General features: G+C 37.0%; 25 protein-coding genes and 1 pseudogene. 1 reads left to right on the forward strand and 25 read right to left on the reverse strand.

The features are described from left to right. From PW252_RS06745 to PW252_RS06865, 25 genes and pseudogenes are all read right to left on the reverse strand, one after another. Window positions 1-564 carry a decarboxylating cobalt-precorrin-6B (C(15))-methyltransferase gene (locus tag PW252_RS06745; protein ID WP_248050904.1) on the reverse strand — a complete coding sequence of 188 codons (564 nt, stop codon included), beginning with the start codon at window positions 562-564 and terminating at the stop codon, window positions 1-3. Further along, window positions 551-1,168, reverse strand: coding sequence for a cobalt-precorrin-7 (C(5))-methyltransferase (locus PW252_RS06750; protein WP_105117749.1), 618 nt, complete (start codon window positions 1,166-1,168; stop codon window positions 551-553). Before PW252_RS06750 ends, PW252_RS06745 begins: the two co-directional genes overlap by 14 nt. Then, window positions 1,159-2,283 (reverse strand): cobalt-precorrin-5B (C(1))-methyltransferase CbiD, encoded by a 1,125-nt coding sequence (cbiD, locus tag PW252_RS06755; protein WP_105117748.1) that lies wholly within the window; start codon window positions 2,281-2,283, stop codon window positions 1,159-1,161. Before cbiD ends, PW252_RS06750 begins: the two co-directional genes overlap by 10 nt. Before the next feature lies 1 nt (window position 2,284). Then, entirely contained in the window at window positions 2,285-2,980 is a 696-nt protein-coding gene (locus tag PW252_RS06760) for a cobalt-precorrin-8 methylmutase (protein ID WP_248050906.1), read from the reverse strand. A 9-nt stretch (window positions 2,981-2,989) separates the two neighbouring features. Beyond that, window positions 2,990-3,673 carry a cobalt-precorrin-8 methylmutase gene (locus PW252_RS06765; RefSeq protein ID WP_248050908.1) on the reverse strand — a complete coding sequence of 228 codons (684 nt, stop codon included), beginning with the start codon at window positions 3,671-3,673 and terminating at the stop codon, window positions 2,990-2,992. A gap of 9 nt (window positions 3,674-3,682) precedes the next feature. After that, complete coding sequence (gene cbiB / locus PW252_RS06770) at window positions 3,683-4,630, reverse strand: adenosylcobinamide-phosphate synthase CbiB (RefSeq protein ID WP_248050910.1); 948 nt, start codon at window positions 4,628-4,630, stop codon at window positions 3,683-3,685. A 3-nt stretch (window positions 4,631-4,633) separates the two neighbouring features. Next, a complete protein-coding gene (locus PW252_RS06775; protein ID WP_248050913.1) occupies window positions 4,634-5,989 on the reverse strand; it encodes a cobyrinate a,c-diamide synthase in 1,356 nt (451 codons plus the stop codon). A 183-nt stretch (window positions 5,990-6,172) separates the two neighbouring features. Further along, a complete protein-coding gene (locus PW252_RS06780; RefSeq protein WP_024380930.1) occupies window positions 6,173-6,781 on the reverse strand; it encodes a cob(I)yrinic acid a,c-diamide adenosyltransferase in 609 nt (202 codons plus the stop codon). Between the two features lie 15 nt (window positions 6,782-6,796). Then, complete coding sequence (cobT, locus tag PW252_RS06785) at window positions 6,797-7,861, reverse strand: nicotinate-nucleotide--dimethylbenzimidazole phosphoribosyltransferase (protein WP_248050915.1); 1,065 nt, start codon at window positions 7,859-7,861, stop codon at window positions 6,797-6,799. Window position 7,862: 1 nt separating this feature from the next. Then, on the reverse strand, window positions 7,863-8,735 hold the full coding sequence (locus PW252_RS06790; RefSeq protein ID WP_248050918.1) for a GHMP family kinase ATP-binding protein: 873 nt from the start codon (window positions 8,733-8,735) through the stop codon (window positions 7,863-7,865). After that, window positions 8,722-9,816, reverse strand: a complete 1,095-nt coding sequence (cobD, locus tag PW252_RS06795) for a threonine-phosphate decarboxylase CobD (protein WP_248050922.1) — start codon at window positions 9,814-9,816, stop codon at window positions 8,722-8,724. The genes PW252_RS06790 and cobD overlap by 14 nt, the downstream gene beginning before the upstream one ends. Before the next feature lie 9 nt (window positions 9,817-9,825). Then, window positions 9,826-10,275 (reverse strand): EutP/PduV family microcompartment system protein, encoded by a 450-nt coding sequence (locus tag PW252_RS06800; RefSeq protein WP_248050925.1) that lies wholly within the window; start codon window positions 10,273-10,275, stop codon window positions 9,826-9,828. 198 nt (window positions 10,276-10,473) lie between these two features. After that, window positions 10,474-10,818 (reverse strand): annotated as a pseudogene (locus PW252_RS06805) (NUDIX domain-containing protein); the annotation flags it as partial. Window positions 10,819-10,927: 109 nt separating this feature from the next. Then, a complete protein-coding gene (locus tag PW252_RS06810) occupies window positions 10,928-12,370 on the reverse strand; it encodes a recombinase family protein (protein ID WP_248050927.1) in 1,443 nt (480 codons plus the stop codon). Beyond that, window positions 12,357-13,973 (reverse strand): recombinase family protein, encoded by a 1,617-nt coding sequence (locus PW252_RS06815; RefSeq protein WP_248050930.1) that lies wholly within the window; start codon window positions 13,971-13,973, stop codon window positions 12,357-12,359. The genes PW252_RS06810 and PW252_RS06815 overlap by 14 nt, the downstream gene beginning before the upstream one ends. Continuing rightward, window positions 13,973-15,547 carry a recombinase family protein gene (locus tag PW252_RS06820; RefSeq protein WP_248050932.1) on the reverse strand — a complete coding sequence of 525 codons (1,575 nt, stop codon included), beginning with the start codon at window positions 15,545-15,547 and terminating at the stop codon, window positions 13,973-13,975. The genes PW252_RS06815 and PW252_RS06820 overlap by 1 nt, the downstream gene beginning before the upstream one ends. Window positions 15,548-15,645: 98 nt before the next feature. Further along, on the reverse strand, window positions 15,646-15,786 hold the full coding sequence (locus PW252_RS06825; RefSeq protein WP_248050934.1) for a hypothetical protein: 141 nt from the start codon (window positions 15,784-15,786) through the stop codon (window positions 15,646-15,648). Between the two features lie 316 nt (window positions 15,787-16,102). Beyond that, window positions 16,103-16,507: a sigma-70 RNA polymerase sigma factor region 4 domain-containing protein gene (locus PW252_RS06830; protein ID WP_248050936.1), complete on the reverse strand. Its 405-nt coding sequence runs from the start codon at window positions 16,505-16,507 to the stop codon at window positions 16,103-16,105. A gap of 385 nt (window positions 16,508-16,892) precedes the next feature. Continuing rightward, entirely contained in the window at window positions 16,893-17,645 is a 753-nt protein-coding gene (locus tag PW252_RS06835) for an ABC transporter permease (protein WP_043029130.1), read from the reverse strand. Next, on the reverse strand, window positions 17,638-18,573 hold the full coding sequence (locus PW252_RS06840; RefSeq protein ID WP_043029129.1) for an ABC transporter ATP-binding protein: 936 nt from the start codon (window positions 18,571-18,573) through the stop codon (window positions 17,638-17,640). The genes PW252_RS06835 and PW252_RS06840 overlap by 8 nt, the downstream gene beginning before the upstream one ends. Window positions 18,574-18,587: 14 nt before the next feature. Next, window positions 18,588-19,817, reverse strand: a complete 1,230-nt coding sequence (locus tag PW252_RS06845) for an insulinase family protein (RefSeq protein WP_074390465.1) — start codon at window positions 19,815-19,817, stop codon at window positions 18,588-18,590. 8 nt (window positions 19,818-19,825) lie between these two features. Next, a complete protein-coding gene (locus tag PW252_RS06850) occupies window positions 19,826-20,668 on the reverse strand; it encodes a SagB/ThcOx family dehydrogenase (RefSeq protein ID WP_238718732.1) in 843 nt (280 codons plus the stop codon). 20 nt (window positions 20,669-20,688) lie between these two features. Continuing rightward, a complete protein-coding gene (locus PW252_RS06855; protein ID WP_238718733.1) occupies window positions 20,689-22,008 on the reverse strand; it encodes a YcaO-like family protein in 1,320 nt (439 codons plus the stop codon). A 45-nt stretch (window positions 22,009-22,053) separates the two neighbouring features. Continuing rightward, entirely contained in the window at window positions 22,054-23,058 is a 1,005-nt protein-coding gene (locus PW252_RS06860; protein WP_238718734.1) for a hypothetical protein, read from the reverse strand. Window positions 23,059-23,598: 540 nt separating this feature from the next. After that, complete coding sequence (locus tag PW252_RS06865) at window positions 23,599-23,763, reverse strand: PhrA family quorum-sensing system peptide (protein ID WP_141666435.1); 165 nt, start codon at window positions 23,761-23,763, stop codon at window positions 23,599-23,601. Window positions 23,764-23,954: 191 nt separating this feature from the next. Between PW252_RS06865 and PW252_RS06870 the strand changes: the two genes are divergently transcribed. Further along, window positions 23,955-24,818, forward strand: a complete 864-nt coding sequence (locus PW252_RS06870; protein ID WP_043029181.1) for a helix-turn-helix domain-containing protein — start codon at window positions 23,955-23,957, stop codon at window positions 24,816-24,818. The last annotated feature ends 3 nt before the right edge of the window (window positions 24,819-24,821 follow it).

Below are 24,821 nucleotides of genomic sequence, written 5' to 3' on the forward strand. Positions count from 1 at the left end.
CTACTCCTTTTTAGCTTTTTGACAAGAAACCACAATTGTTGGATTCTGTGGTTTAAAATAATGACCTTTTCCTAAACCAGTCCAGTTGCCAACCTGTACTGAGGTGAGCTCTAGGTCTTCCCAATCCATTGTTTCAGCAATCTGGGCTGCCTCTAAGGCATTTTCCAAAAGTATAAAATTCAAGACCAACCTGCCTCCTGGAAGGAGAAGTTTCTGACACCAGTCAAAAATTTCCTGCATGTTTCCACCAGTCCCTCCGACAAAAATGGCATCAAATGGACCCTGTAGTTCAATCGGTGCCTTCCCTTCATGCAGAGTGATGTTTTGGCACTGAAACTTTTCAATATTTTGTCTTGTTAGGGCCAAGGCATCAGGATTTTGCTCCACAGCTACCACTTCTAATTGAGGATAGCTACAAGCTGCTTGAATCGTAACGCTACCAGTCCCAGATCCCACATCCAGCATCCGTTTAGCATGTGTTAAATCTAGTTTATCAATGCTAATGGCACGAATCTCTGATTTGGTCATAGGGACCTTGGTTCGAATAAATTCAGTATCCTTCATCTACAATTACCACCACATTCATTTTATAATCACGGTCAACAACATCTTTCGCTGCTAGAATACTGATTTCCTCATCTTCGTAACTCAGATGTTCACCGATAATGATCTTCCGTTTAAGTCCCCTTTTGAGGACCTCCTGAGCAATTTGATAGGGACCAACATGGGCATCTGTCACCATGAAGACCTTGGGCAAACTCATGATCAAATCGAAGTTTGGGAGTTTAGCATGGCTACTAGTCAAATAAGCATCATTCATAGGCAAACATACCTTGCTAGCTAAGTATTGCATGGAGCTAATCCCTGACAATATCCTAACACGACCAGGAAATTTTTCAGACATCCACTTGCCCAAACCGTAAATCAAGGGATCTCCTGAAACCAAGTAAACAATAGAAGCTTCTACGGGATATGTTTCCAATAAAGCCTCTAATTCCATTAGTTTTTTTGGGGCTATAACCCCTTTCTCCCTAAGACTAGCAGGAAGAACTTCTAAATGGCGCTCACTCCCCAAGATATAGTCTGCCTGCTCACAACGGTCCAATTGACCAACCAGGCAATAGACCGGATTTCCTGGACCAATGCCAATCACATCTATCATGACCATTCCTCCTGAATTTCCGCTAAGCTTTTGGTTGAAGCTAGGTAGCCATCCTCTGTTCCAAATAAGACAACATCAATGGTCACCGCAGGTTGACGGTACTTGAGCAACCGCTCTGTCTTAGCCTTAATCTTATCTGCTAAAATTTGGTAAATGCCTTCATAACCATATTCTTTAATAATGGTCGCTGCCGCGTCTGTTGTCAAACAAGCGTTGACCTTCTGTAACATTTCCAAAGGAGCACCCATGAGGGCTAAATTAGCTATTAAGGTATCAATACGTCCATCAGAATCCTTACTATGCGTAGACATGGTTCCCGATGCAACCTTGACTAACTTGCCCATATGCCCAACCATCAGTACCTTTGTAAATCCAATTCTCTGAACTTCTTTGAGAACATGACCCACAAAATTGCTCATATTGACAATTTGCTCTTTGGGTAGGCCTAAACCATCCATTCCAAAGGCTTCACCATATTTTCCAGGCGATAGGACAACAGAACGATAGCCCTTATTATAAAGCATGGACAACTCGACTGTAATAGCAGCTTTCCAACTATCTTCAGACATGGGGTTGACAATCCCTGTGGTACCTAAAATGGAAATACCTCCCAGAATGCCTAGCCGCGAATTATAAGTCGCCTTGGCAACTTCCTCACCTCCAGGAACAAATATCAAGACCTTAGCCCCGCAATCTGGACCTATCAAGTCACGAACATGCTCCTCAATCATCCTTCGCGGAGTTGGGTTTATAGCTGCCATACCGACTGCATTGGCCAGACCAACTTCTGTCACCCGACCGACTCCCTCACCTCCATCAATTTCAATTTCCGTCTGATGAGGTAATAAGGTAACTGTTGAAAAAATCAATAATCCATGGGTCGCATCGGCATCATCGCCTCCATCTTTTTGAATAGCCGCCGTAGCCGATTGTTCATCAAAGGAAGGCTTGTGAACATCCATAGTGACTTGAACCCCTGAGGCCGTTTTTACAGTAACTTTCTCCTCGATTTCCTGTTGTAAAATCATGTTCAAGGCTGCGACTGTTGCTGCTGTTGCACAGGTCCCAGTCGTAAATCCCCTTTTTAATTTTTTTCCATCAACATATACATATTCGTCCATATTACTTACCTTGACAAAAACTATTTCCTGAAAGTGAGAAGAGTTGCCCTTCTCTATCCTCAGATTTTAGCTGATAAAGAATAGCATTTACGATTGCTGCTGCAATGGTACTGCCACCCTTTCTACCAAGTGCAGCTATAGCCGGCAAGGAACTTTCATGGAGTTGCAATTTAGACTCTGCAGCTCCAACAAATCCAACTGGAACACCGATGACTGGAACAGACTCCATTTGACCTGCCTCGACCATTTCCAAGACCTTAAATATAGAAGTTGGAGCATTCCCAAAAACAAAGAGTTTCGGCCCTTCAACTTTTGCCGCGTGCTCTACTGCAGCCATTGATCGCGTAATTCCCTTTTCCTTGGCTTCTTTAAAAATCTCGGGTTCATTCACCAAGCAACGATAAGCAACACCAAGCCTATCCAATAATTTCTTATTGAACCCTCCCAAAACCATAGTCGTATCAGTGAAGATAGTTCCCTTATTTTTCAAGACCTTCACTATTTCCTCAATGGCATGATTGGAAAACTGTATATTATACAGGTAATCAAAATCAGCACTGGTAAAAACAACTCGCTTTAAAACTGCCTCCTGGTAAGGGTCTGTGAACACAACCCCAGAGTGTTGCTCAGTGATGATTTCCTGAATTTTTTGGTAACTTGCTGCTTCAATCTGATGTGCATCTGTTATATAGGCCATAAAGTTCTCCTACTTATTTATTGGTGTTGAATAACGAACATAATCACCAGTCAAGACTTCTTTTAACTGGTAGATGATGGCATTTATTATAGCCACCACAATGGTACTACCACCCTTTCGACCAAGGGTCGCAATGGCAGGAAGAGGTGACGCAAGCAAGTCTGACTTAGATTCCTCAACATTGATAAATCCAACTGGAACACCAATAACAGCATCAACTTCCATCTGCCCTGCCTCAACCAATTCTAATAAGTAGGATAGGGCTGTTGGAGCACCGCCAAAGGCAAAAACTTTTGGACCTGGAATTTTGGCTGCCACTTCAACAGCAGCCATGGCCCGTGTGATACCTTTTTCTTTAGCCAGTAGAGCAACATCTTCATCGTTGATCAAGCAGGTATAATTCACCCCCATTTGATCTAAAACGCGTTTGTTTATCCCATTAAGTGAAATACTGGAATCTAGCACCAAGGTCCCCTTGTTTTTCAATACTTCTACAATCTTTTGATTGACATCATGAGTAAATTTTAAAGTATAGAGATAATCAAAATCGCCTGAAGTGTGAATTGCTCGCTTGATGATAGACTCCTCCATCTCCGTTTGAAAACGATAATCTGGATGCTCTTCATCAATTATGGATTGGATAATCTTAAAACTTGTTTCCTCAATAGAGGATGGATTTTGAATATAGGTCATGTAAGTCTCCTAAATAATCGTCAGTAACAAATATACGGCACTAAATAGCAACAATGAAACGGTTGTACTCATATAAAGCATTTGAATCGTCGTTTGAATATCAGTAAACTCAACGGGACGAACCGCATCACCAATGGTCGGCTTGTCAACCCACTCACCATGGTAAATGTGGGCGCCACCAAGTTGAATACCCAAGGCACCTGCCACTACAGCTTCTGAAAAGGCACTATTAGGGCTGGCGTGTTGGTAACGATCCCTAAAGCCGATTAGACATGCATTTTTACTATCCAATTCTAGAATATGACTAGCAATCATCAAGCAAATCCACGTGAGCCTCGCAGGTATCAGGTTTACTAGATCATCCAGCTTGGCTGACACAAACCCAATTTGCCGGTATTTTTCTGTCTTATATCCAACCATAGAATCCAAGGTATTGACTGCCTTATAAGCCATGGCCAAAACTGGACCACCAATAAACAAACATAGCAATGGTCCGATAACGCCGTCACTGGTATTTTCAGCCACTGTTTCAATGGTGGCCTTGCTGATTTCCTCCGCTGTCAGTTGACTAGTATCTCGCCCAACAATCATACTGACCTGATAACGAGCCTCTTCAATAGTCCCCGTCTTTAACGTTTTCAAGACCTTTAAGGCTTCCATGGCTAAACACCTTGTCGACAAAGAAGTATAAGCCAAGTATATCCATAAAACCCAGTAAAGCACTGGCGAAAAACGAGCAGATGCTCTGAGTAAGAGGTAACTTATTCCTACTGTCAGACCAATCGTAGCCAACCACAAGAAGAGCCCATAGATATATTTTCCCTTTGGACTATTAGGCTGACCTTTCAAAAATAGGCTAATAAAATTCCCAATTAGCTTGACTGGATGAGGCCAACTATATGGATCTCCCAGCAACCAATCCAACAGAACCGCAATGAATATAGCTAGTAAATACATAAGCTATCCCTCACAAATACTTTGAAGCCAATTTTCCAACAAAGCCTGATTTTGATAAAAATGAACATGCAGATAGCTAGCAAAGGTATTACCAGTTTGATAGCCACCTGTCCAGCTAGAAACAACTTGGCCATCTCGAACTTTTTCTAGTTGCAAAACGGTCGGTTCATTAGTCTGAAATACAGAATGGTGAAACTCATGACCCCTGACAACCGTATCCTTTGGACCAAACAAGCTCCTAACCTGAGTCTTAGCTTGACAATAACCAAAGCTTTTTAGCCGGTCTGTCATAACACTGACACCATCAAATATCCCTACCATGTCATAAGAACCCTCTCCAGTCTGTAGTTCCTTGCCAAGATACATCAGGCCACCACATTCTGCATAAATAGGTTTATCTTCTTGATGGGCCTGCTGAACAGATTGGCGGAAGGAAATATTTTCCATCAACTCTTTTGCATAGACTTCCGGAAAACCTCCGCCGAAATAGTAGGCATCGGCTAGGGGCAATTCTTTGTCATTAAGGGGACTAAAGGGAATCAATTCGACCCCATATTCCCTTAACAAATCCAAATTATCCTCATAGTAAAAATGAAAGGCATCATCAAGAGCATAGCCAATTTTTAGAGGAAATTGTTTCGGAATGCTGAATGGATTTGACGGTTCTTCACCTGCTATATCTACCTTCTCAAGCAAGCGATCTAAGTCAATATGGTCTTGAGCCAATTGACCTAAGATAGAAAAATGTTTCTCCAAGTTTTCCATTTCAACATCAGGCACTAAGCCCAGATGTCGTGAAGGCAATTCTACCTGAACATTTTTTGGAAAGTAGCCCAATACTTCCACATCTGTATAGCGTTCAATAGCGCCTTTTATCAATTCATAATGCGTTTGTGAAGCAACTCGATTGACAATCACTCCAGCAATTGTCAAATCCTGATCAAAAGTTGAGAAACCATGAACCATAGCCGCTGCCGATGTTGAAGTTGCTTTCCCATCGATAATCAAGACAACAGGGATATCTAATTTCTTAGCAATCGCAGCCGATGATGCACAGTCTTTATCCGTACCAAGACCATCAAATAGACCCATTACCCCTTCAACAAGAGCAATATCGACATCCTTATGCCACTTTCTAAAAGACCAGTCCAAAGCAGCCTTATCAGGAATCATAAAGCTGTCTAAGTTCCGAGAAACTCTCTTCGTTATTCGACTATGATAAGCGGTATCAATATAATCTGGACCGACCTTGTAAGGTTGCACACGTAAGCCTTTCTCAGTCAAGGCTTTTAAAATACCTAGAGTGACTGTTGTTTTTCCAACCCCACTAGAAACACCTGCTAACATAAATTGTTTCATGTATTGCCACCTTTTTAAAACATAAAAAGGCCACAAAAAATATCACTATTTTTTGTAGCCCCGTTGCTCACATTTATTGATTTTAACACGCCGTTGTGTCAAATGATTTTTCTTATAAAATCATTCTACACTTTATAGAGCATTATGTCAATATGTAAATATAAACGGTTTCAAAATATGCTCCTATCTTCCTTCTTCCCTAGCCTTAGCCCAACGCTCCACATCAGCTTTTGTTATATTATGAAAGACTTTTGCACCTCTTTCATAAGCAATGTCTGGCTGCTGGTGGGTAAAATTGATCACACGCGCCAAGGCAAAGAAATAATCTGAAAGACGGTTTACAAATACCAAGACATCCTTATTGATTTCCGTTGTCCACATGGTGCCTACAATATGGCGCTCCGCACGTCTAGCAATAGTGCGTGCTATGTGGATCATAGCGGCAATTTCATGTCCTCCTGGTAAGATAAAAACTTCGAGCGCTGGTGGGATATCCGCATAGGTATCAATGCGCTCCTCAATCCAATCAACCATGGTTTTGTCAACCTTATAAGGATAAACACCGTGAGGCGTAGATAAATCCGAACCACAGTCAAAAAGGTAATGCTGGAGTTGCAACAATTCATCCTTTAAGGCATCTGCTGGGTCCATTTTAGTAACGATATAACCAATCCAAGAATTTAATTCATCAATGGTACCGTAAGCATTGACACGCTCCGCATCTTTTGCGACACTCTGACCACCAACCAGTTTAGTTAGTCCTTTGTCACCTGTTTTTGTATATAACTGCATTTGTATTCTCACTTTCTATTTTGATTGACGAATGTCGATGTAATCATCCCTACTCAATTTTCCCTCAGAAAATGTAGGCATTTCTTCAATAGTATAAACTGCATTGCTCATTAAGAAGAAGGCTAGAGGACAACCCGATCCCTCACCCAATCTCATATCCATCAAGAGCATAGGATCTAGTCCCAAGTGCTCACAAACCAACCGATAGGCAGGCTCTGTGGAAAGGTGGGAAGCAAAGCAGTAATCTAAAACATGACTATTTAATTGACTGGCAATCAGCAAGCCTGTAATGGAGATTAGACCATCCACTACACAGGGAAGTTGATGATGAGCACAGGCCAAGTAAGTCCCTACCATACCCAGCATATCTAATCCACCAACTTTTGCAGCAATGTCCAGAACATCCCTGTAGGGAGCATGGCGAGCAACCGCTGAAGCAATCACTTGTGTTTTATGGGATTTCATCCCTTCTGTCAAGCCAGCCCCGTAACCAGTCACTTGACTGGCTTCAAGATTTAAAATAGCACTGATTACTGCTGCCGAGGTTGTCGTATTGCCAATTCCCATCTCTCCTGTACCAAAAAGTTTGTAGCCTTTCTGAATATAGGATAGGGTTTCCCTGTAGCCAACCATTATGGCTTCAACAGCTTGCTCTCTAGTCAAGGCTGGTTCCCTGAGAATATTCCCCGTCCCTCTCCTAACCTTACAAGCTTGGTCGGTATGAACATCTTTCATGCACCCTATATCAACTACCCTGACATCTGAGCCTACATGTCTTGAAATGGCGCATAAACCTGTTTTTCCCTCTAACATATTACGGGCTACGACATAGGTCGTTTCCTGTGGGTTAGCAGAAATTCCCTCTGCAACCACACCATTATCAGCTACATAGACCATTACAATCTGTTTAGAAAGGTCAATGTCTCCATGAAACATGGCAAATAAGCGCGCATAGATGGTCTCCATTTTACCCAGAGCACCTAATGGCTTGGCTAATTGATCACAAATTTTTTTCCCTTTCTCAATTGCATGTTTATCTAGAGGCTTGATCTCCCTCAATATCTCATGTAAGTCTACCACCTTAACCTCCTTTCACCCTTTTAACACCTTCGAAACAAATCCTTGAAAGATAGCGTTGGTCATAATACTTACCAATTTCTCCCTTAGAAAAATTTGCTTCGATAACTGATATCAATGGTAATTGACTTTTAGTCATCAATATTCCCACTACCGTTCCGCTGTGAGCGACGTTAACTCCAAGTAAACCTAATTGATTCACTAGGGTTATTATGTCCGCCAAATAAGGCTTTGGTAGCCGAGTGTTGTTTAATAGGGCACTTGCTGTCGCAATCTGACCCAAAAGAAGTTCATTTTTTGACTGACATGCCTGCTGAAACATTTCCAATAACCCTTCTGATGTTTGGACTGGATAAGTAGGACATTCTGTCATTCTAGCTAACTCAACTGTCCACTCGGTCTTTCTAGGTTCTAGAATATAGACATAAAGTTCTGGTTTCCAATCTGTCTGAAACAGTATCTGACCGCTCAAGGGATTGATGACCGTCCAGTCAGCAAAGGCAATCGAATCCGTTGGCTCAATCTGACAACAGAACTTGGTCACTTCTTCAGCAGTCAAATGCCTATTTTGAACATAGGCTAAGGCTTGTAGGCTTGCCAGCATATCTGCCGTGCTACTGGACATTCCTTTACCGATTGGAAGACTGGACTTCTTTTCTAGCTTCCATCCATCCTCTATCGGATCAAGATAATCCAAGACCTTCATAACCTTTTCTCCTATTGCAAATTCCGTTTCTTCCTCCTCTCTGACAAGTCTAGAATAAGACTTACGATTGATACCGTAGGTCAGCAAAAATTCTTGACCATCCTTAACACCCTGAAACAATTCCCCACATGAACCTGGACAGGAAAACCATTTGTTCCTAGACATGGCCATCACACTTTCCTAACACAGATCTAAAAGCCTCAATCAAACGACAATTTTCCTCTCTTGACCGAATGGCTACTCGATAATGGTTGTCATCTAGATGGTGGTAATTATGGCAGGAACGAATAAATATTTTTTCTTGTATTAAAAGCTCTCTCAGACTTTCATTTCCCTCGTATTCAAAGAAAATGTAATTGACAGTCGGTGGCAAGACTTGCAAATCGGGCAAAGCAGTCAATTCTTTATAAAGGAATTCCTGCTCATTCTTGAGCCACTCTTCTGTAGCATGGTGATACTCACTATCCTTGAGAATAACAGGTACTAAAGCATCTGCCAAAGCATTGATGGTCCAAGGTGGTCGCATTTCATCAATAGCAACAATCAAATCAATATTACTTGATAAGGCATACCCCAACCTCAAGCCAGGAATAGCATAAAATTTTGTCAAAGACCGAACAACAATGACATTTTGATAATCCTTCAAATGAGCCACCATGGAATAGGCATCATTGTCTAAAACAAAATCCATAAAGGCTTCGTCAAGGACCAAATAAGCTCCTTTTTGTCGAAGAAATTCTGCTACCAGTAATAATGTAGCCGTTGCTACCAAGGTCCCTGTTGGATTGTTTGGATTACAAATCAATACCAAATCTCCAAATGACAGCTTTTCCAATTTAGGTAAGATGGATTCAAACGTCCAACTGTAATGAGGTCCTTCTAATACATGATATATAATCTCTGAACCAACCTGCTTAAATGCTTTTTCATACTCCATAAATGTCGGACTTAAGAGCAAGATTTTTTGAGGCTTCACATACCTAGCCAATTCATAAAAGATTTCTACTGCACCGTTTGATAGAAGGATTTGCTGGGTCGGACAAGAATGGTATTCAGCCAAGGCTGCCTTGGACTGTGAGTAGGTCACATCAGGGTAGTGAACTAAGCTATCTAAAGTTTCCATTATCTTTGATTTTACTTTTTCTGAAAGACCTAATGGATTGATATTGGCAGAAAAATCTAAGCAATCCTCTGGGCGAAAACCAAAATCAGAGGCAAGCTGATTCATGTTTCCTCCATGTTCTACCTTCATCCCATCACCTCAACTTTCCTTTGTCAAATAGTTTTGAATCGCTTCAATACCTGTATTATCCTCTAAAGATACCTCAAAGATTTCCTTGGCACCTGCTGCACGTAATTGTGCTCTAGCTTTCTCAAGGCTTGTAGGATCCATCACCAGATCAACCTTGGTGATAATGCCAATCACTGGTTTATTAAATAAAGATGAAAACCCCTGAGGAAATGTTTGCATAGTAGCGGTTGCCGAAGCTAGTAAGCCTATCACTTCCGCCTCTGCAGCTGTTACAGATAAAGCATTGTAGTATCGTCTATGTTGTAAAAATTCACCAGGTGTATCAATGATAGAATCATAAAATTGGATAGCTTGTGTTTTAAAATAGGTGATATCAAGCCCCTTCAAACGTTGTGTTAGTGTCGTTTTTCCAACACCTACTGGACCTACAAACATAATTTTTTTTGATTCAAGTCCCATACAATCATCCTCTCAAGCTATTTATCAAAGGAGAAATTCAATTTCCTAAAATACTATTAGAAATAAAAAGGCAAAGTTAGCCCGTTGTTCCAAAACTTCCGCTTCATTGCGAACAACAGGCCCCTTTGCCTTTTATATATTAACAAGTATAGTATATACTATATTCAAGTCTTCGTCAACTCAAAAAATCAAGCAATCCTACCTAAAATTCCTATCCCAATCCCCATCGCTTCCTTTTTGGGTGTAAAAGAACTCAGACAATTCAGGATTGTCCATAACCTTTAGGATTTCTAACAAGTCATAGGCCAAATTCATCTGAGGAAGGTCCGATTTCTTGACCCACCGCACTTCCCCCTCTTCCGTTGAATGAAGCGTTCCAGTGAACTCCGTTGCCTTATAGAGAAAAACTAGATAGCGATGGCCTTCCTTGTCAGGCCAATGTTTGACACCAACCAAGCGAGCATTTGTAATGGTCAAACCCGTTTCTTCCTCAACTTCGCGAACAACAGAGTCATGGAAACTTTCACCTTCTTCAATATGACCCTCTTATGTCAAGTAACTGACACTATTTATTTACTAGATTTCACACTAATTATATCACAAAGCAACCTATCGAGAAAGAGACTTGATAGGATTCAAGTCTCTTCCTCAACTATTTATAGATAACTGTAAAAAATCCGAGGCAGTCTACGACTACTTTTTCAATGTGAGAGCTAATTATTTCTTTGGTTAACTGATCCTTAGTCAACAACTGAACTTTATTAGCTTCGTTAAGCTGTTGTTCTAAATTATTAACAGATTCGTCTATATCCATTTTCTTTGTAATGTATTCTTTCCTGGTCACCAGGTTATCCTTGCAATCTTGGTAACAGGATAGTTTTTGTTTCTTCAACCGTTCAATTTCTCTAAGCAATCTAGTCTTAGAAGTAATTTGACGGGGCTTAACCACCTCTTGTCCAAGCTTCTCCTTGATTGATTGTTCAATCCTATCTACTCGGCAGGACTTCATTTTTTCACCTTGTCCTTTACAATAGCGACAGGAAAAATATTGGTAACCTTGATGATTGTAATGTCCAATTAAAGAATGGTCACAATGCTCGCAACGAATAAGACTTGTCAAAATACTAGGAATTTTCGTAGGCTGAGAGTGTTTTTTCTGGGTAACCTTCTTAGCTTTTAATCGAGCAACTTGTTCAAATAGTTCTGCCGAAATAATCGCTTCGTGATTATTCTCAATTCGTTCCCACTCTGATTCTGGTAGAGAAACATGCTTCCCTCTTATGTAGGTTCGAGTATTATAGAGATATGTTCCCTTATAGGCTTCATTCTTCAAAATTTGAGCAACATTTATTACGCTCCACACATTTCTCTCTTGCTCTCTTGTTAGTCGGAGAGACTTTTCGTAACGTGCCTGACTGATTTGCATTTTTCGCTCTGCTGGGGTAATGACTTGTTCTTTATTCAAGATGCGAGCAATCTTTTGATAACTATTACCATCAAGGTACAAGGTAAAAATACGTCTAACAATTGGTGCAACTGCCTCATCAATGATAATCTTGAATCGGTCTTCTGGATCCTTGATGTAGCCAAATGGTGGCAACCAACTCATGTTTTTTCCAGAGCGTTTCATGCTGTTCATCGCACTCTTAACCTTTTCAGAGACATCCTTGGCATAGAAATCATTGAGAAGGTTTCTAAACGGTACATCAATATCTAGTCCATTCTGTTCAGATGTCAAGCTATCATATTGGTCATTTATAGCTATGAAGCGAACTCCGAGAAAAGGGAAAATATTTTCCAAATAATTCCCTAATTCCAGATAATCACGCATAAAACGAGACAAATCTTTAACAATGATATAACGGATAATTCCCGCCTTAACATCAGCCATCAAGCGTTGGAAGGCAGGTCGATTGAGACTTGTTCCTGAAAAACCATCATCTACAAATTCCAAGCGTTCCCAATGATTAAAGTCTGATGACTGATCAAGGTACTGATTCAAAAGATAGCGTTGGTTGGTAATGGAGTTACTTTCGTCTGTCCCATCTTCATCGACGGAAAGACGAAGGTATAAAGCCATTTTAGACATGGTCATCACCTCCCATCAGGCAGGCAAAAGTTACTGTCACAGACTTATCCACTTCAACTTCTATCCGTTCTATCACTTCATTAAGCAGTTCTGCCGTTAAAACAGATTGATTTTGGCATTTAGCAAGATGTTTAATCCAACTGACCTGCTGACTGTGTTTCTCCTCAATTTTCACCGCTAAAGCCTCATAATGTGATATTTCCGTTGAGAGGGTTTCAATTTTTGAGATAATCGTCGCCTTTTGAGACAGATAAGTCTCTCGTTCCTGATCCTCAAGGCGATAATTCAGATAAAGCTCGCCTTGCTCAGCTTGTAGACTAGACAAAGTCCTTTGAAGATTTTTTATTTTCTTTTGGCAGTCTCTAAGACATTCATCCTTCTTCATTTCTAATTTGGGCAATAAGTTTTTAACCGTGCCAAGCCGACTCATCTCTGTCTGAACCAAGCTCAACACAATCTTATCTAAGGCTTGTTCACTGATATAGACAGTTTGTTTCTCTGAAGGTGCTGAACCATGAATATAGTCCATAAAGTAATAGTAATCATACTCTGATTTGGGATTTGAGAAATGCTTACAGTACCTTCGCATTTGAGTTGATTGCCCCTTGACATAGATAAGACCCTTATAACGATTAGTAGTACGAGGCTGAGTCTGTTTTCTTATGGAACGACGTTCCCTGATTAGTTTTTGAAGGGTTTGATACTCTTCTTTTGTAATATAACCCTCATGACAATCATCGACTTGAATGAAATCTTTGTCAGTTAAGGTTTTATTATGCCGACGTTGAATGAGGCTACCATAAAACGCAGGATTTTGAACAAGTCGCTGAAGGTTCGCACTTTGCCATTGTCGTGTATCATTCTCTGTTCTATACCTTTCTCCTGTTTGACGATAGGCCATTGGCGTAGCAACTTTCTGCTGATTAAGGTATTTTGTCACCTGGTTGATAGATTGGCCTGCTATTAACTTTTCAAAGACATCTACCATAACAGGTTGAACTATCGCATCGATGACTAAACGATTACCACCCTCTCTTCTTTCTAACTTATATCCATAGGGAGCAAAGCCAGCGATGAAATAACCTTGCTTTGCTTTCTGAATATGACTAGCGGTAACTTTCTTTGAAATATCCTTAGAATATAAGTCGTTGACCAAATTCTTGATTTCCACTTCAAAGGATTTCTTATCTTCTAATCCGTTGAGTGTGTCTAAATGGTCATTGATTGAAATAAACCGAACCCCCATAAAGGGAAACACCTTATCAATCAGTCGTCCCATCTCAATGTAGTTACGACCCAAACGGGATAAGTCTCGAATGATAATACAGTTTATGACACCTTTTTTGATGTCATCCATCATGTCCTGATAGGCCGGTCGGTGAAAGGTTGTCCCAGAATATTCATAATCAATGTAGCACTTGGTTACAACTAACCCTTTCTTCTTAGCAAAAGCTCGAGCTAGGCTTTCTTGTGTCTCCAAGGATTGCGATTTGTTTCGCCAGCTTTCCGTACGCTCTTTGGACAAACGAATGTAAATGCCTGTACGATAAGTTTGAAGTGGTGTCTCTTCTATCGTTTCCTTGCGGTAGCGGTTCTTGGTACGTGCCATCAGACCACCTCCGTCTCTCTAAGAGAAAACTGCTGAAGAACTTCTAGTTCTGCCACATCATGAAACACCAAGGTCAACTCCTGATCCTCATGAATGACAATACGGTCAAGTAAGGTCACTAAAGTGATACGATTGAGCTCTTTATCTTTTTGGATTTCACTCAATTGTTTTAACCACCGTTCCTTATCCTGAAGTTTGTCATACAGGGTTTGAGCTAGTGCCTTCTTTTGAATGATAGTGTCTTCAATTTGCTTTAGTTTTTGGCGATAGCTTCGCTGAAACTCTTGGTATTCTGTATCATTGATCAAACCGTCGTCTAAATCCAAGTACAAGGACCGGAGCAACTGTTCATACTTCTTGCGATTCGCAATCAAAGAAGTAAAATCGACTTCCAAAAACTGTTCTTGATTAACATAATCAGGAACTGCTTTAATCAGATAAGACTTCCAGTCAAGATGTTGATGAATAAAGGTCGATACTAAGTCAAGTAATATCACTTGCTTGACTGCATGGCGACTACATCCTCTTCCGTTATTGTAGGTGCTACAAATATACTGAACAGTCTCTTTATCCTTGTGGCGGAGTTTTCGTTGTACAAGTTGAGCCTGACAGTCGCTGCAAAATAACAATCCTGCAAAGAGGTCAGGTAGCTTCTTCCCGTGCTTGACATCCCTGAGTAAGAGATTATTGGCTATCTCAAACGTACTTTTTGAGATAATGGCTTCATGCGTATCGTCAACCCGAACCCAATCTTCTGGATTCACAGCTACAGACTTTTGAGACTTGTAATTAAGTTTGGTTTGCTTCCCCTGTTCCAAACTACCAGTATAGACACGATTGGTCAAAATACGATTGACTATTTTCGTGTCCCACTTATATCTATGCCCATAAAATCCTTTAATCTTTTCCTGACAGGCTTTCTTACGTTGCAAGGGAGTTTCTATCCCAGCCTGGTTAAGAAAGCCTGCAATAGCATTTGACGAATAGCCCTCTAGTTTAAGAGCAAAGATTTTCTCGATAGTCGGGCGTATAGTCTCATCAACCACTAAATGATTCCGTTGCTTGTCATCTTTAAGATAGCCATAGGGAGCAAAGGCTCCGATAAACTCGCCTTTTTGCCGTTTCGCTTTTTGGGTACTCCGAACTTTGGTTGAAATATCTCGACAGTAGCTATCGTTAATTAGACTTTTAATGGGCATAACCAAGTGTGTTTCATTTGTATCAGCAGTCATACTATCATAGTGATCATTGACTGAAATAAACCTAACTCCCATTGTAGGGAAAATTCGTTGAAGGTATTTCCCAGTCTCAATATAATCTCGACCGAAGCGTGATAAGTCCTTGACAATTATGGTATCAATGATTTTATCATTCACCATCGCCATCATACGATTAAAGTCAGGACGGTTAAAGGTTAAGCCACTGATGCCATCATCCACAAATTCTTCTAAAATCATAAAATCGTGATTTCTGGCATAGTCTCGCAAAAGCGAGCGTTGGTTGATGATGGAATTGCTTTCCACATTGTCCCCATCATCTCGTGACAGGCGTAAATAAATACAGGCTTGTGTCATGTTTATCTCCTTAATCAGTGTTTAGGTGCTTACCGATTAAGGATTGAGGTTCTACTATTCTATTTTACATAATCTATCAAGACTTGTCCGCTAAAAACTCAAATTTTTTCAAGCTTTCGACCTAATAAATCATCTAAAACCTCAGTAATCTTTAATGGCTTATCGGTTACTCGAACCGTCACCTTATATCCCTCAATCACAATCTGCGGTAATTCCGCACCTGTTTGTATTTTTTCCATAAACGTTTTTCCTTTACTTAAAATTTTGACCTCTGTAGGTAGAACTGGTTAAGTTCTTCATGGGAGTTTCACCCGCTGTCCTTTCTCGATGGCAGCCTGAACGTTCAGAAGTATCATTATCCTCATTTGTCTCATGGCAGATAGGTAACCAACCTATTTTATAGCCGATAATTCTCGCTCATCTCACGGCGTACCAGGCTAAATTGCTCCACAAATGATTAAAGTCCCACTTCAGTCTATTCAGTTGTCAAAGGGCAAAAAAGAGACTAAAAATTCCCCTCACTATAAAGAGTGAATTTTTTAGTCCCCTGTTTCGTTATTTTTCAAAAAATTTTCGTAGGTTGTCCAAAATTGTATTTCTCACCCGAAATAGGCTAGTCGCAGACATCTTTTGCTCTATTGCTACTTCTCTAATGGTATGTTCTCTGAAATATAAAGCATCAATAATTTCAAATTCTTTATCAGATAAGGTTAATAAAGCCTCATTTAGTTGTTCTATAACGAGCTTGGTTTCTACCAAACGTTCAATATCAACAGTTGTATCTGGCAGTACATTTGCTAGTGGCAACCCATCTACTTCAAGTGATGAAAAAGGCAATACACCGAATTTTCTATCTTTTCTATTCAAGTACTTTTGATGATTAACAAGTTTCCAATAACCTTTATACACTTCCTCGCTAACAGATACCTTCTTACCTCTAACAAATATGCAATATTTCATTAATTCCTCCACTTATATTTATTTTTAAGTATCATAAATGGAGGGCTTCTTATCTCAACCATAGCTATTTCTCACTTATTTTTCAGCTCGAGAATTTCTCCTCACTAATAAGAGTGAAAATATAGTGATTTTGTTTCAAAATTTCAGACAATCAATTAACAATTATATATTGGTGTACTCACCGCTAATCATAGTTTCACCAATTAAAAAATACTTTTCTAATCAGTTATACCCATTGTCATTAAAGATAGGATATCTTAGCAAGGACATATGCTATAAATAAAAAAGCAAGTTCTTTCGAACTCGCTACAATTCTTTTATAAAAAATCTATTATATATCTAGGCCATTGTTTTATCTAAGAGTCAAAAACAAATACATAATTACTTAAGCTTCATAAGTAAAATATCTAAATGAAATAACAAAGCATACTACAATCATAAGAACTAGATAAAACGTATAGTTCCAAATATCAGATAACACAAAATCATTATAAATTAAACTACTTCTTAACATCGCAATCATATGTGTTAGAGGATTAACTTTAACTAATGGCTGTAAAAATTGTGGCCAGACATCCGTCGGAAAAAATGCTCCTCCTAAAAATGTTGAAAGTAGATTACCTAAATTTCCAAAAACCGAAGTATTTTTTACATTCTTAGATAGGATACTTATAATCAAACCTATCAATACTAGAGAAATCGCACTCAGTACAAGAACTATAGAAAGCCAGATTATATTGGGAAAACTATATTTTAGGCCTAATTTTAAAATATAATTACAAAAAACTAATACCAGTAACGTTTGCAAAAACATCAAAATTATTTGAGTTATGATTAAAGAAAAAATTATCTTTGAAATTTTGACGGGAGTTACTTTTATAAATTTCAAAAATCCATTTTCTCTATAACTCGATAACATAATCGGAAATGCTATCAAACCTGTTGAAGCATACGACATACCTAAGATACCGGGAAGGATATATGTCATGTAGGACATTCCCTCCCTGCTCTCCGAAGAACCAGCCGTTCCCATCAAAATAAGCATTAATATCGGCAAAAGAGTTCCTGTAATCACTGCTTGTCTATTTCGGATTTCCATTAAAAAAAATGATTTAATAAATTTCATGATACTACGCATGTATATTACCTCCGGTTATAATTAAAAACATATCCTCCAAATCCATTTCCGAAATAGAAACACCCCTCAACTCTATCTTTTCCTTATCACATAATCGCGATAACGTCGTAAGAGTTTTTTCGTAATCATTAAAAAAAATCAGTAACTCTTCATCCATAAAACGAAATTCGTTTTCACTAAAATATTTAGATATATTAGATTGAAGAAAATCTTTATCTATTCCAGCCAAACTGTAATCAAATACTATCTTATGTGAATACGGCAAACTATTAAATGCGTTCTCGACTGAATCATCATAAGCAATTTTCCCTTGATAAATTATTATTAATCTATCACACACATCAATAATTTCATTTATATAATGTGTCGTTAATAAAATTGTTTTCCCATTCTTTTTATATCCTTTTATAATGTTCCAAAGTTCCTTTCGAGTTTGAATATCTAATCCTAAGGTAGGCTCATCAAAAAAGATAATTTCAGGGTCATTTATCATACTTAACGCTAAAGCAATCCTCTGTTGCTGTCCACCTGATAAATCAGAAATGTAACTATCATAAGCCTCCTTCAAGCTTACTTTTTCTAAAAGCTCACAAATCTCTTTTTTTGACAACGAAATATTATATAAAGCACCTATAAATTCAAAGAGCTCACAAATTTTTATCTTGTTAAAAAATTTATTTGTTTGAAATTGAACCCCTATTTTCTTCAATAAGTCTGATGCTCTATCTTTAGAATTACTGTTGAGAACAATACTTTCTCCACTGTAATCTGTGTATATTCCTTGTAGACAATTAAAAAGTGTAGTTTTACCAGAACCATTTTTTCCTACAATTGCAACAACTTCCCCTCTATCAATACCGAATGTTATATTGGATAAGATACTTTTACCATTATAAGAATAGCCTAAATTATTGACCTTAATAAACATAAAACCTCCCTATTTTATTTAAGAATAACTATTGAAAATTTTCTACTTGATATTTTATCCAAAAAGTGTGAAATATCTTCTGATGTTATACTATCCAGCAAATTCAACGTAGATTCTAATACTATCTGCCTCCGACCAATTTGATGCTCTTTAGCCAAATAAATAAAAAACATTTTCATACTTCCAGAATTAACTTGGCAATTAATTATATTAGTAAGCTCCGTTTTACAGGTTTCTAAATGCAATTTTATATATCCGATAAATTCAGATGATCTAAAAACATCCAATATAAACTCATTTATTTCCGAAATATTCTCTAGGTTTTCCTTTGAATCTATATACTGTACTTCAAAAATAGGTGTATCAAAATAATAGTAAGATCGAGCAACTATAAAATATAAATCTGCCAATTTTTTCCTTAAGTTATCAAATAGGAAACCACTCGTCCCATTGACCATTAGTAAACACAAAAGAGATAAAATCAATGATTCTTTTTCACACAAAACTTCATCAAAAAGATAAGACAACGAGACCATAACTCCTGGGTTACTATCAAGAACCTTATCAGAGTATCCTATATTAAAATAATCAACTAAGTTATTCTGAACAACAATAGGATTTTCATCGATGCCCTCTCGATTTAATAATAAGTCATCCAACGTATCCTTAATAGACTTATCAGATATTTCACCCGAAAAATAAAGCTTCATGCTGCTTGAAAAAAATAAGTTGCTCTTAATTTTTAGTACATCTTCTAATTTTATATTGTTTAAATCTTTTCCTAAAATATCAACATTTAGCTCTTTTGACCAGATTAAACTATTCAATTCATCTTGATACAATTTTAATCTATCAAATTTTCTTGAAATCCTCTCTTTATGAATGATACGCTTCTCTTTGAAAAAATCAACTTCAGAAATTGAACCATGTATCAGATATTCAAAAATTTCACGAAAATTATCAGAAATCTTCCCTAATGGCGAAACTAGATAGATGTACATACTATCCAAGCCAGTTCTCATTTCTAGTTTGATATTTTTGGAGGCTAAAAAATCAGAAAAAGACATCCCTTTATAAGTTATATTAGAAAGTAAATGTTCCGTTAGATGCACAATTCCATGAAAATCTTTTTTTTCATTCATAGTCCCAATATTGAACCAGATTAATAATTCGTCTAGATCAAATCCTCTGACTTTAAAAACCTCTACATTACTATATGTTGATTGACAGAAAGTTTTTGACATTAAATCACCTAACCTTCATCTTTATGTCCGATTAGGAACTCGTAAACGATTCCTTCTGTAACACCATCAATATCAAGTAAGTTATTAATTTCATCATCAAAAAATCCTCCTATAGCTAGCGTACCAATATCAATGCTCTCAGCAGATAAATAAATGTTTTGTCCTAGATGCCCTGCATCTAAATGTACAAACCTATATGAACGCTCTCCATATTTATAGGATAATCTTGGAAAAACTGCAGTAATAAATATTACGCACGCTGCTTTTTTCGCAATACTTGAATAAGAGGTATACTTAGATAAATCAAGTTCTCCATTTTGCAAAACAGATAGATTGTGCTCTGAAGGGTTATAATGATAAACCCCCACCTCCAATCCCTCAATATTATTAGCATAAAAATATATTTCTAAGGGATACAATCCTCCCGCAGAAGGAGAAGTTCTCAGCTCTTGATAATATCCTTTTTCTACATTTTCAAGTGCTCCACTAACTCCATAACTAGAATTCAAAATATAACTTAACTCGCTTAGAGTTAAGCTTTCTGATGAAAATTCACGGGTACTTCTTCTAGAAAATAAAATTTCTCTAAATTCCTTAGTTTCTCTCTCATAATCGGTAAAATCGGAGGGTAGATTTATCTTAGGAAAGGTTACAAAAGAATGCGATGAGTTGACCGATCCTTCAATAAAAACAGGATTAGAAATAATTTGAGAAATATTTTTCCCTAATATTTTTTCTCTCAAAATATTTAATTTAGTAATTTCATGAAACGTTTGAAAATTATATTTATTTATAATATTACTTTCAAATGCATTTTTTGAAAGTATCTCAATCGAAGATATTTTACTCATAATATCAGTGCTCCTTATGATTACGGAAATGGATGAGGAATTTTATTAAATTCATCCACTGTTTTTGGCTTATTTAATAGTCCTAATGTTACTGGAACATCATGTATACGAGTTCCTCCAATTCTAGGATATAAATGGTCATTTGTAATCTCTATAAAACCAGGTATTATTACCTTATATACTCTATAATCCAGATTATAAACATCACTTGTTGTCAAGTTCTTATAAAAAATATCATATCCTAAATTTGAAATTTTTTCATATAAAATTTTAAGTTGCTCATCATATGGCAAAATTTTTTCATCTTGAATTTCTACTGTACAATTTTGATGAAGTAGAAAATTAAAATGTGACTTCATAGATTTTTTAGTAAATAGCATCACTCGGCTATGAAAGTCTCGAATATCAGAAAAATCATCACAGTACTTCTCTTTACTTCCCTGAACAAAATCTTCTTTCCAACTAATACGACCTTGTGATAACTCTATAAAAGTTTTTATCACTGCTTCTTTTAGTGTCAACCTAGTCGCTGCTGCAATTAAAATTCCACCTCGCTCATCCTCTAAGATTCCTAAAACACTAGGAATTTTTGTATCAAGTGTCATATCAATTAAAGTGTATTTACATCCAGGTATTTCAAATCTTTCTTTATACAATTGATAAACTTCTTCATTGGAGGTTATATCAATCTTAGGCAAAGAAAGCTCGTTATACCATAAAATACTAAAAGCATCACGCTCAATCACTTCGAAAATTCCTTTAACAATAGCTTCCTCATCATCAGAAGCACATGACAATCCAGTTGAAATAGGATACCAAATTAATTTCTCATCATTACTCGGATAGTATGGTAAATAGGTAACTGCTGCTGGAATCAAGTAATCTTCCTTTTTTCCTAATTTTTTACAAAAGGTCCAGTTAACTGTTGTTGATTCATTAAAAATACAAAAAGGAAAATCTGATTCTAGATACTGAAATTTGTTATAGAAAGCAAATTTTTTGGGGGAGACACAGCAATATTTATTTGACAATTCTTTATACGATCCAAGCACTAAATCTGAAGACTGTATAAACGCCGAGCAGTATCTCTCTATAGTCTCCCCTATTGCAGCATTAGCTGCAGATTCAAATGTGAGTCCAGCACCGCTATTAAAAGATGTTGAAACCTCAATTCCCATTCTTGAAAAGTTTTGAGCAATAGCTGCTACAAGAAATACCCTAGCATCATCACGCTCAGGCAACCAATAAAATAAATCTTTAACAATACCTAGTTTATTGTTAACAAGCCTATCAGACACAAAAGGATAGATGCTTGTCAAATTAGTAGATAAAAATTTCATAATCTTGCCTTTCTCTGTATGTTGTTGATTTCAAAAGAATATCCATTATTCTTGATATTCGTATGTTTTTGTCCAAAACTTGTTCGTGACTTTTAACTTTGAAGATTGACCACAAACCTCACATATCGGTGATTTGAGAAGTGAATCATAATTAAAATTAACATTATATCCGTCTACTTCAATAATACCTTCAATAGTTTTCGGAAAATTCCAAGTATCTTCTTTCAAGAAAAATTGTAGTATTTGACCCACCAAAATATTAAACCCAATTCGAAATGTTGTGGAATCAACTGAATAAGCTCTTTGAATCTGCCCTTTCAAATTAGTATCTAAAAACTTCTCTACTTTTATATGCTCAGAATAATGTGTGAGGTTATTATACTTTCTAGTTCTATAACATTCTAAACAAGCTGTATATGGTGGGATACACATCGGGCCAACTTCCGCTATAAAACCTGATGTTTTAAAAAGTATAAAAGGTTTTTGCAAACTATAGCACAAAGAATTAATTCTTTTCTCAAAAAAGTCATTTGTTTCAGTTTCAATCAATACTATAAAATCATTATTATCTATAAATTCAAAAATACCTGAAAAATCCGTGTCACTCTGAATCTGTTCTACTTCTATTTTATTTGCTATTATGAGAGGCACATCATAAGTTATAACTGGTAATCTTCCATCTAAATTAATAATACCCACTTTTTTATCTTTAAAAACTTCCAAAACTCTTTCCACATTTAAACCAGTTGAAGAATAATTTTTAAGATCAGTAAATGTATCACTTACTGCACTCTTACTTTCAATCCAGCCCTTACTTGTTAATTGCTCTAATATACTAGATAATTTACTTCTAAATTCTAAATCTACGCTTTGGACTAACTCCGAATGACTTGCACCTATATTAAGTAACGGCAATATAGGAAGTAAGACTTTTTCAACATCCTCACCATTTAAATTAAAGTATCTATCATTGAATCTTACAATTATAGACTGACCATCTGGAACCATAACTACGCCAGGACTAAGCTTGAATTTCATATTATCGTTCATTATTAAATACCTTTCTTCTGTTTTAACCCCAAAATAAGTAAGCGGTAAGAATAATAATTCTCACCGCCCTCAAATTAGATTATATTTATTTACCTGTTGAAGTACAGAAATAGCAGCAACAACAGTACACAACCTCTGCTGAAGTTTGAGAATCAAACACTCTATTTTGCTCTACCAATTCTAAAATAAACATATCCCCTCCTATTTACCTGTCGAAGTACAGAAATAGCAACAGCAACACCATGTGACATCTGCTGTCGCAGGAACATCTAGAAAACGAGAGTTTTCAACTAATTCAAAAATAATCATTTCTACTCCTCCAAAATAGTTACAAACATAATTTCCTATGCAAATCATACTCAACTAGTTGAACGACAGATTCCTGTATAAAAAGACACATAGAATCGTTGTAATCAACTATTAATTCAAATATCATCGAGAGTTTAACATATCTCCGTTCTTATACCTAAAATTATTGCAATAATTCATTAACAGACCTCCTTTACTTATATATTGTATATACCAATTTTTGATTAAATACTAATCAGCCTTCCCAACATCAAGACCATTAGACTTTTTTTGTACTTGAATCTCCAACAATTTATTCTTTTGAATAAACTGTTGGTAGGGGATTGTATTACTAAATGTAAGAATACCTAGTAATGCAAATGTAACCAATTTATTAATTCCACGTTTTCTTCTCATAGAATGAAACCCCTTTCTTTTTTCTTGCCTTTATTCTAACAGATATATTTTATTTAGTCAAGTTCTTTTATAGTTTTTTGAACTTTTTTTTTTTTTTATTACATTAAGTAATTTTTTGTTCTTGTAACTTGCTATTTTGAACTAAAAGAAATATAATTAAGTTGAATAAATAGAAAGGACTATTATCTTTTATGAATACACTCTCCGAGAAATTCAGATTAAAAAGAAAAGAGTTGGGTCTCTCACAAAAAACTCTTGCTGAAGGAATTTGTGAACAAAGCCAGATTAGTAAAATTGAGAGGGGGCATTTCATGCCTTCCGCAGATCTTTTGTTCAAGCTTTCTCAACGACTTGAAGTTCCATTAGATTACTTTTTCAATGAACAAATTGAAGTTAAATCTAACCTCTCTAATTTCAAGCATTTATCTGCTCGTCTATTGGATGATAGAAATTATGACGATTTAGAATATCTTTATAAGATAGAGTTGGAGCGAAGCACCTTTCTTACATTAGAAGACAGGATGTACCTTGAGTGGATTAAAGCTATTATTGACTTTTACCAATATGACCGTAAGCATGAGGCCATTTCTTACTTAGAAAATATATTATCAAAAATATCCTCAAATACTCTGATTTACTTAAAGGTATTAAACACACTGTCTAACTTCTATTCCCTTGTTGGTCGTGAAGAAGATTATGAAGCAAACTACTCTCATTTAATAGAGTTGTATCAGACAAAAAATTTGGACCATCAAGAGTTTTTGTTTGGTTATATCAGAGTTCGTTACAACTATGCTCACTATTTAGTCTCAAAAGAAAAATACAACGAAGCCATGCAAGAAGCCCTTGAGACTATCGAACTCTGTAAAGAGAGGCAAACAAGTTACCAACTAGCTCCCCTGCTCGTTCTCGTTGGAAATTGTGGAACACAATTCCTTGGTAAAGAACAAGTCAAAAATTATTATATAGAAGCAAGAGAGCTATGCAAGATTTATAACAATCCTTTAATGCTGATGAAGATAGAAAATTATTTGAAGGAACTAGATGCTGTTTAGTTT

Origin of the sequence: Streptococcus sp. 29887 (assembly GCF_032595075.1) — a bacterium.
GTDB lineage: Bacteria > Bacillota > Bacilli > Lactobacillales > Streptococcaceae > Streptococcus > Streptococcus iners.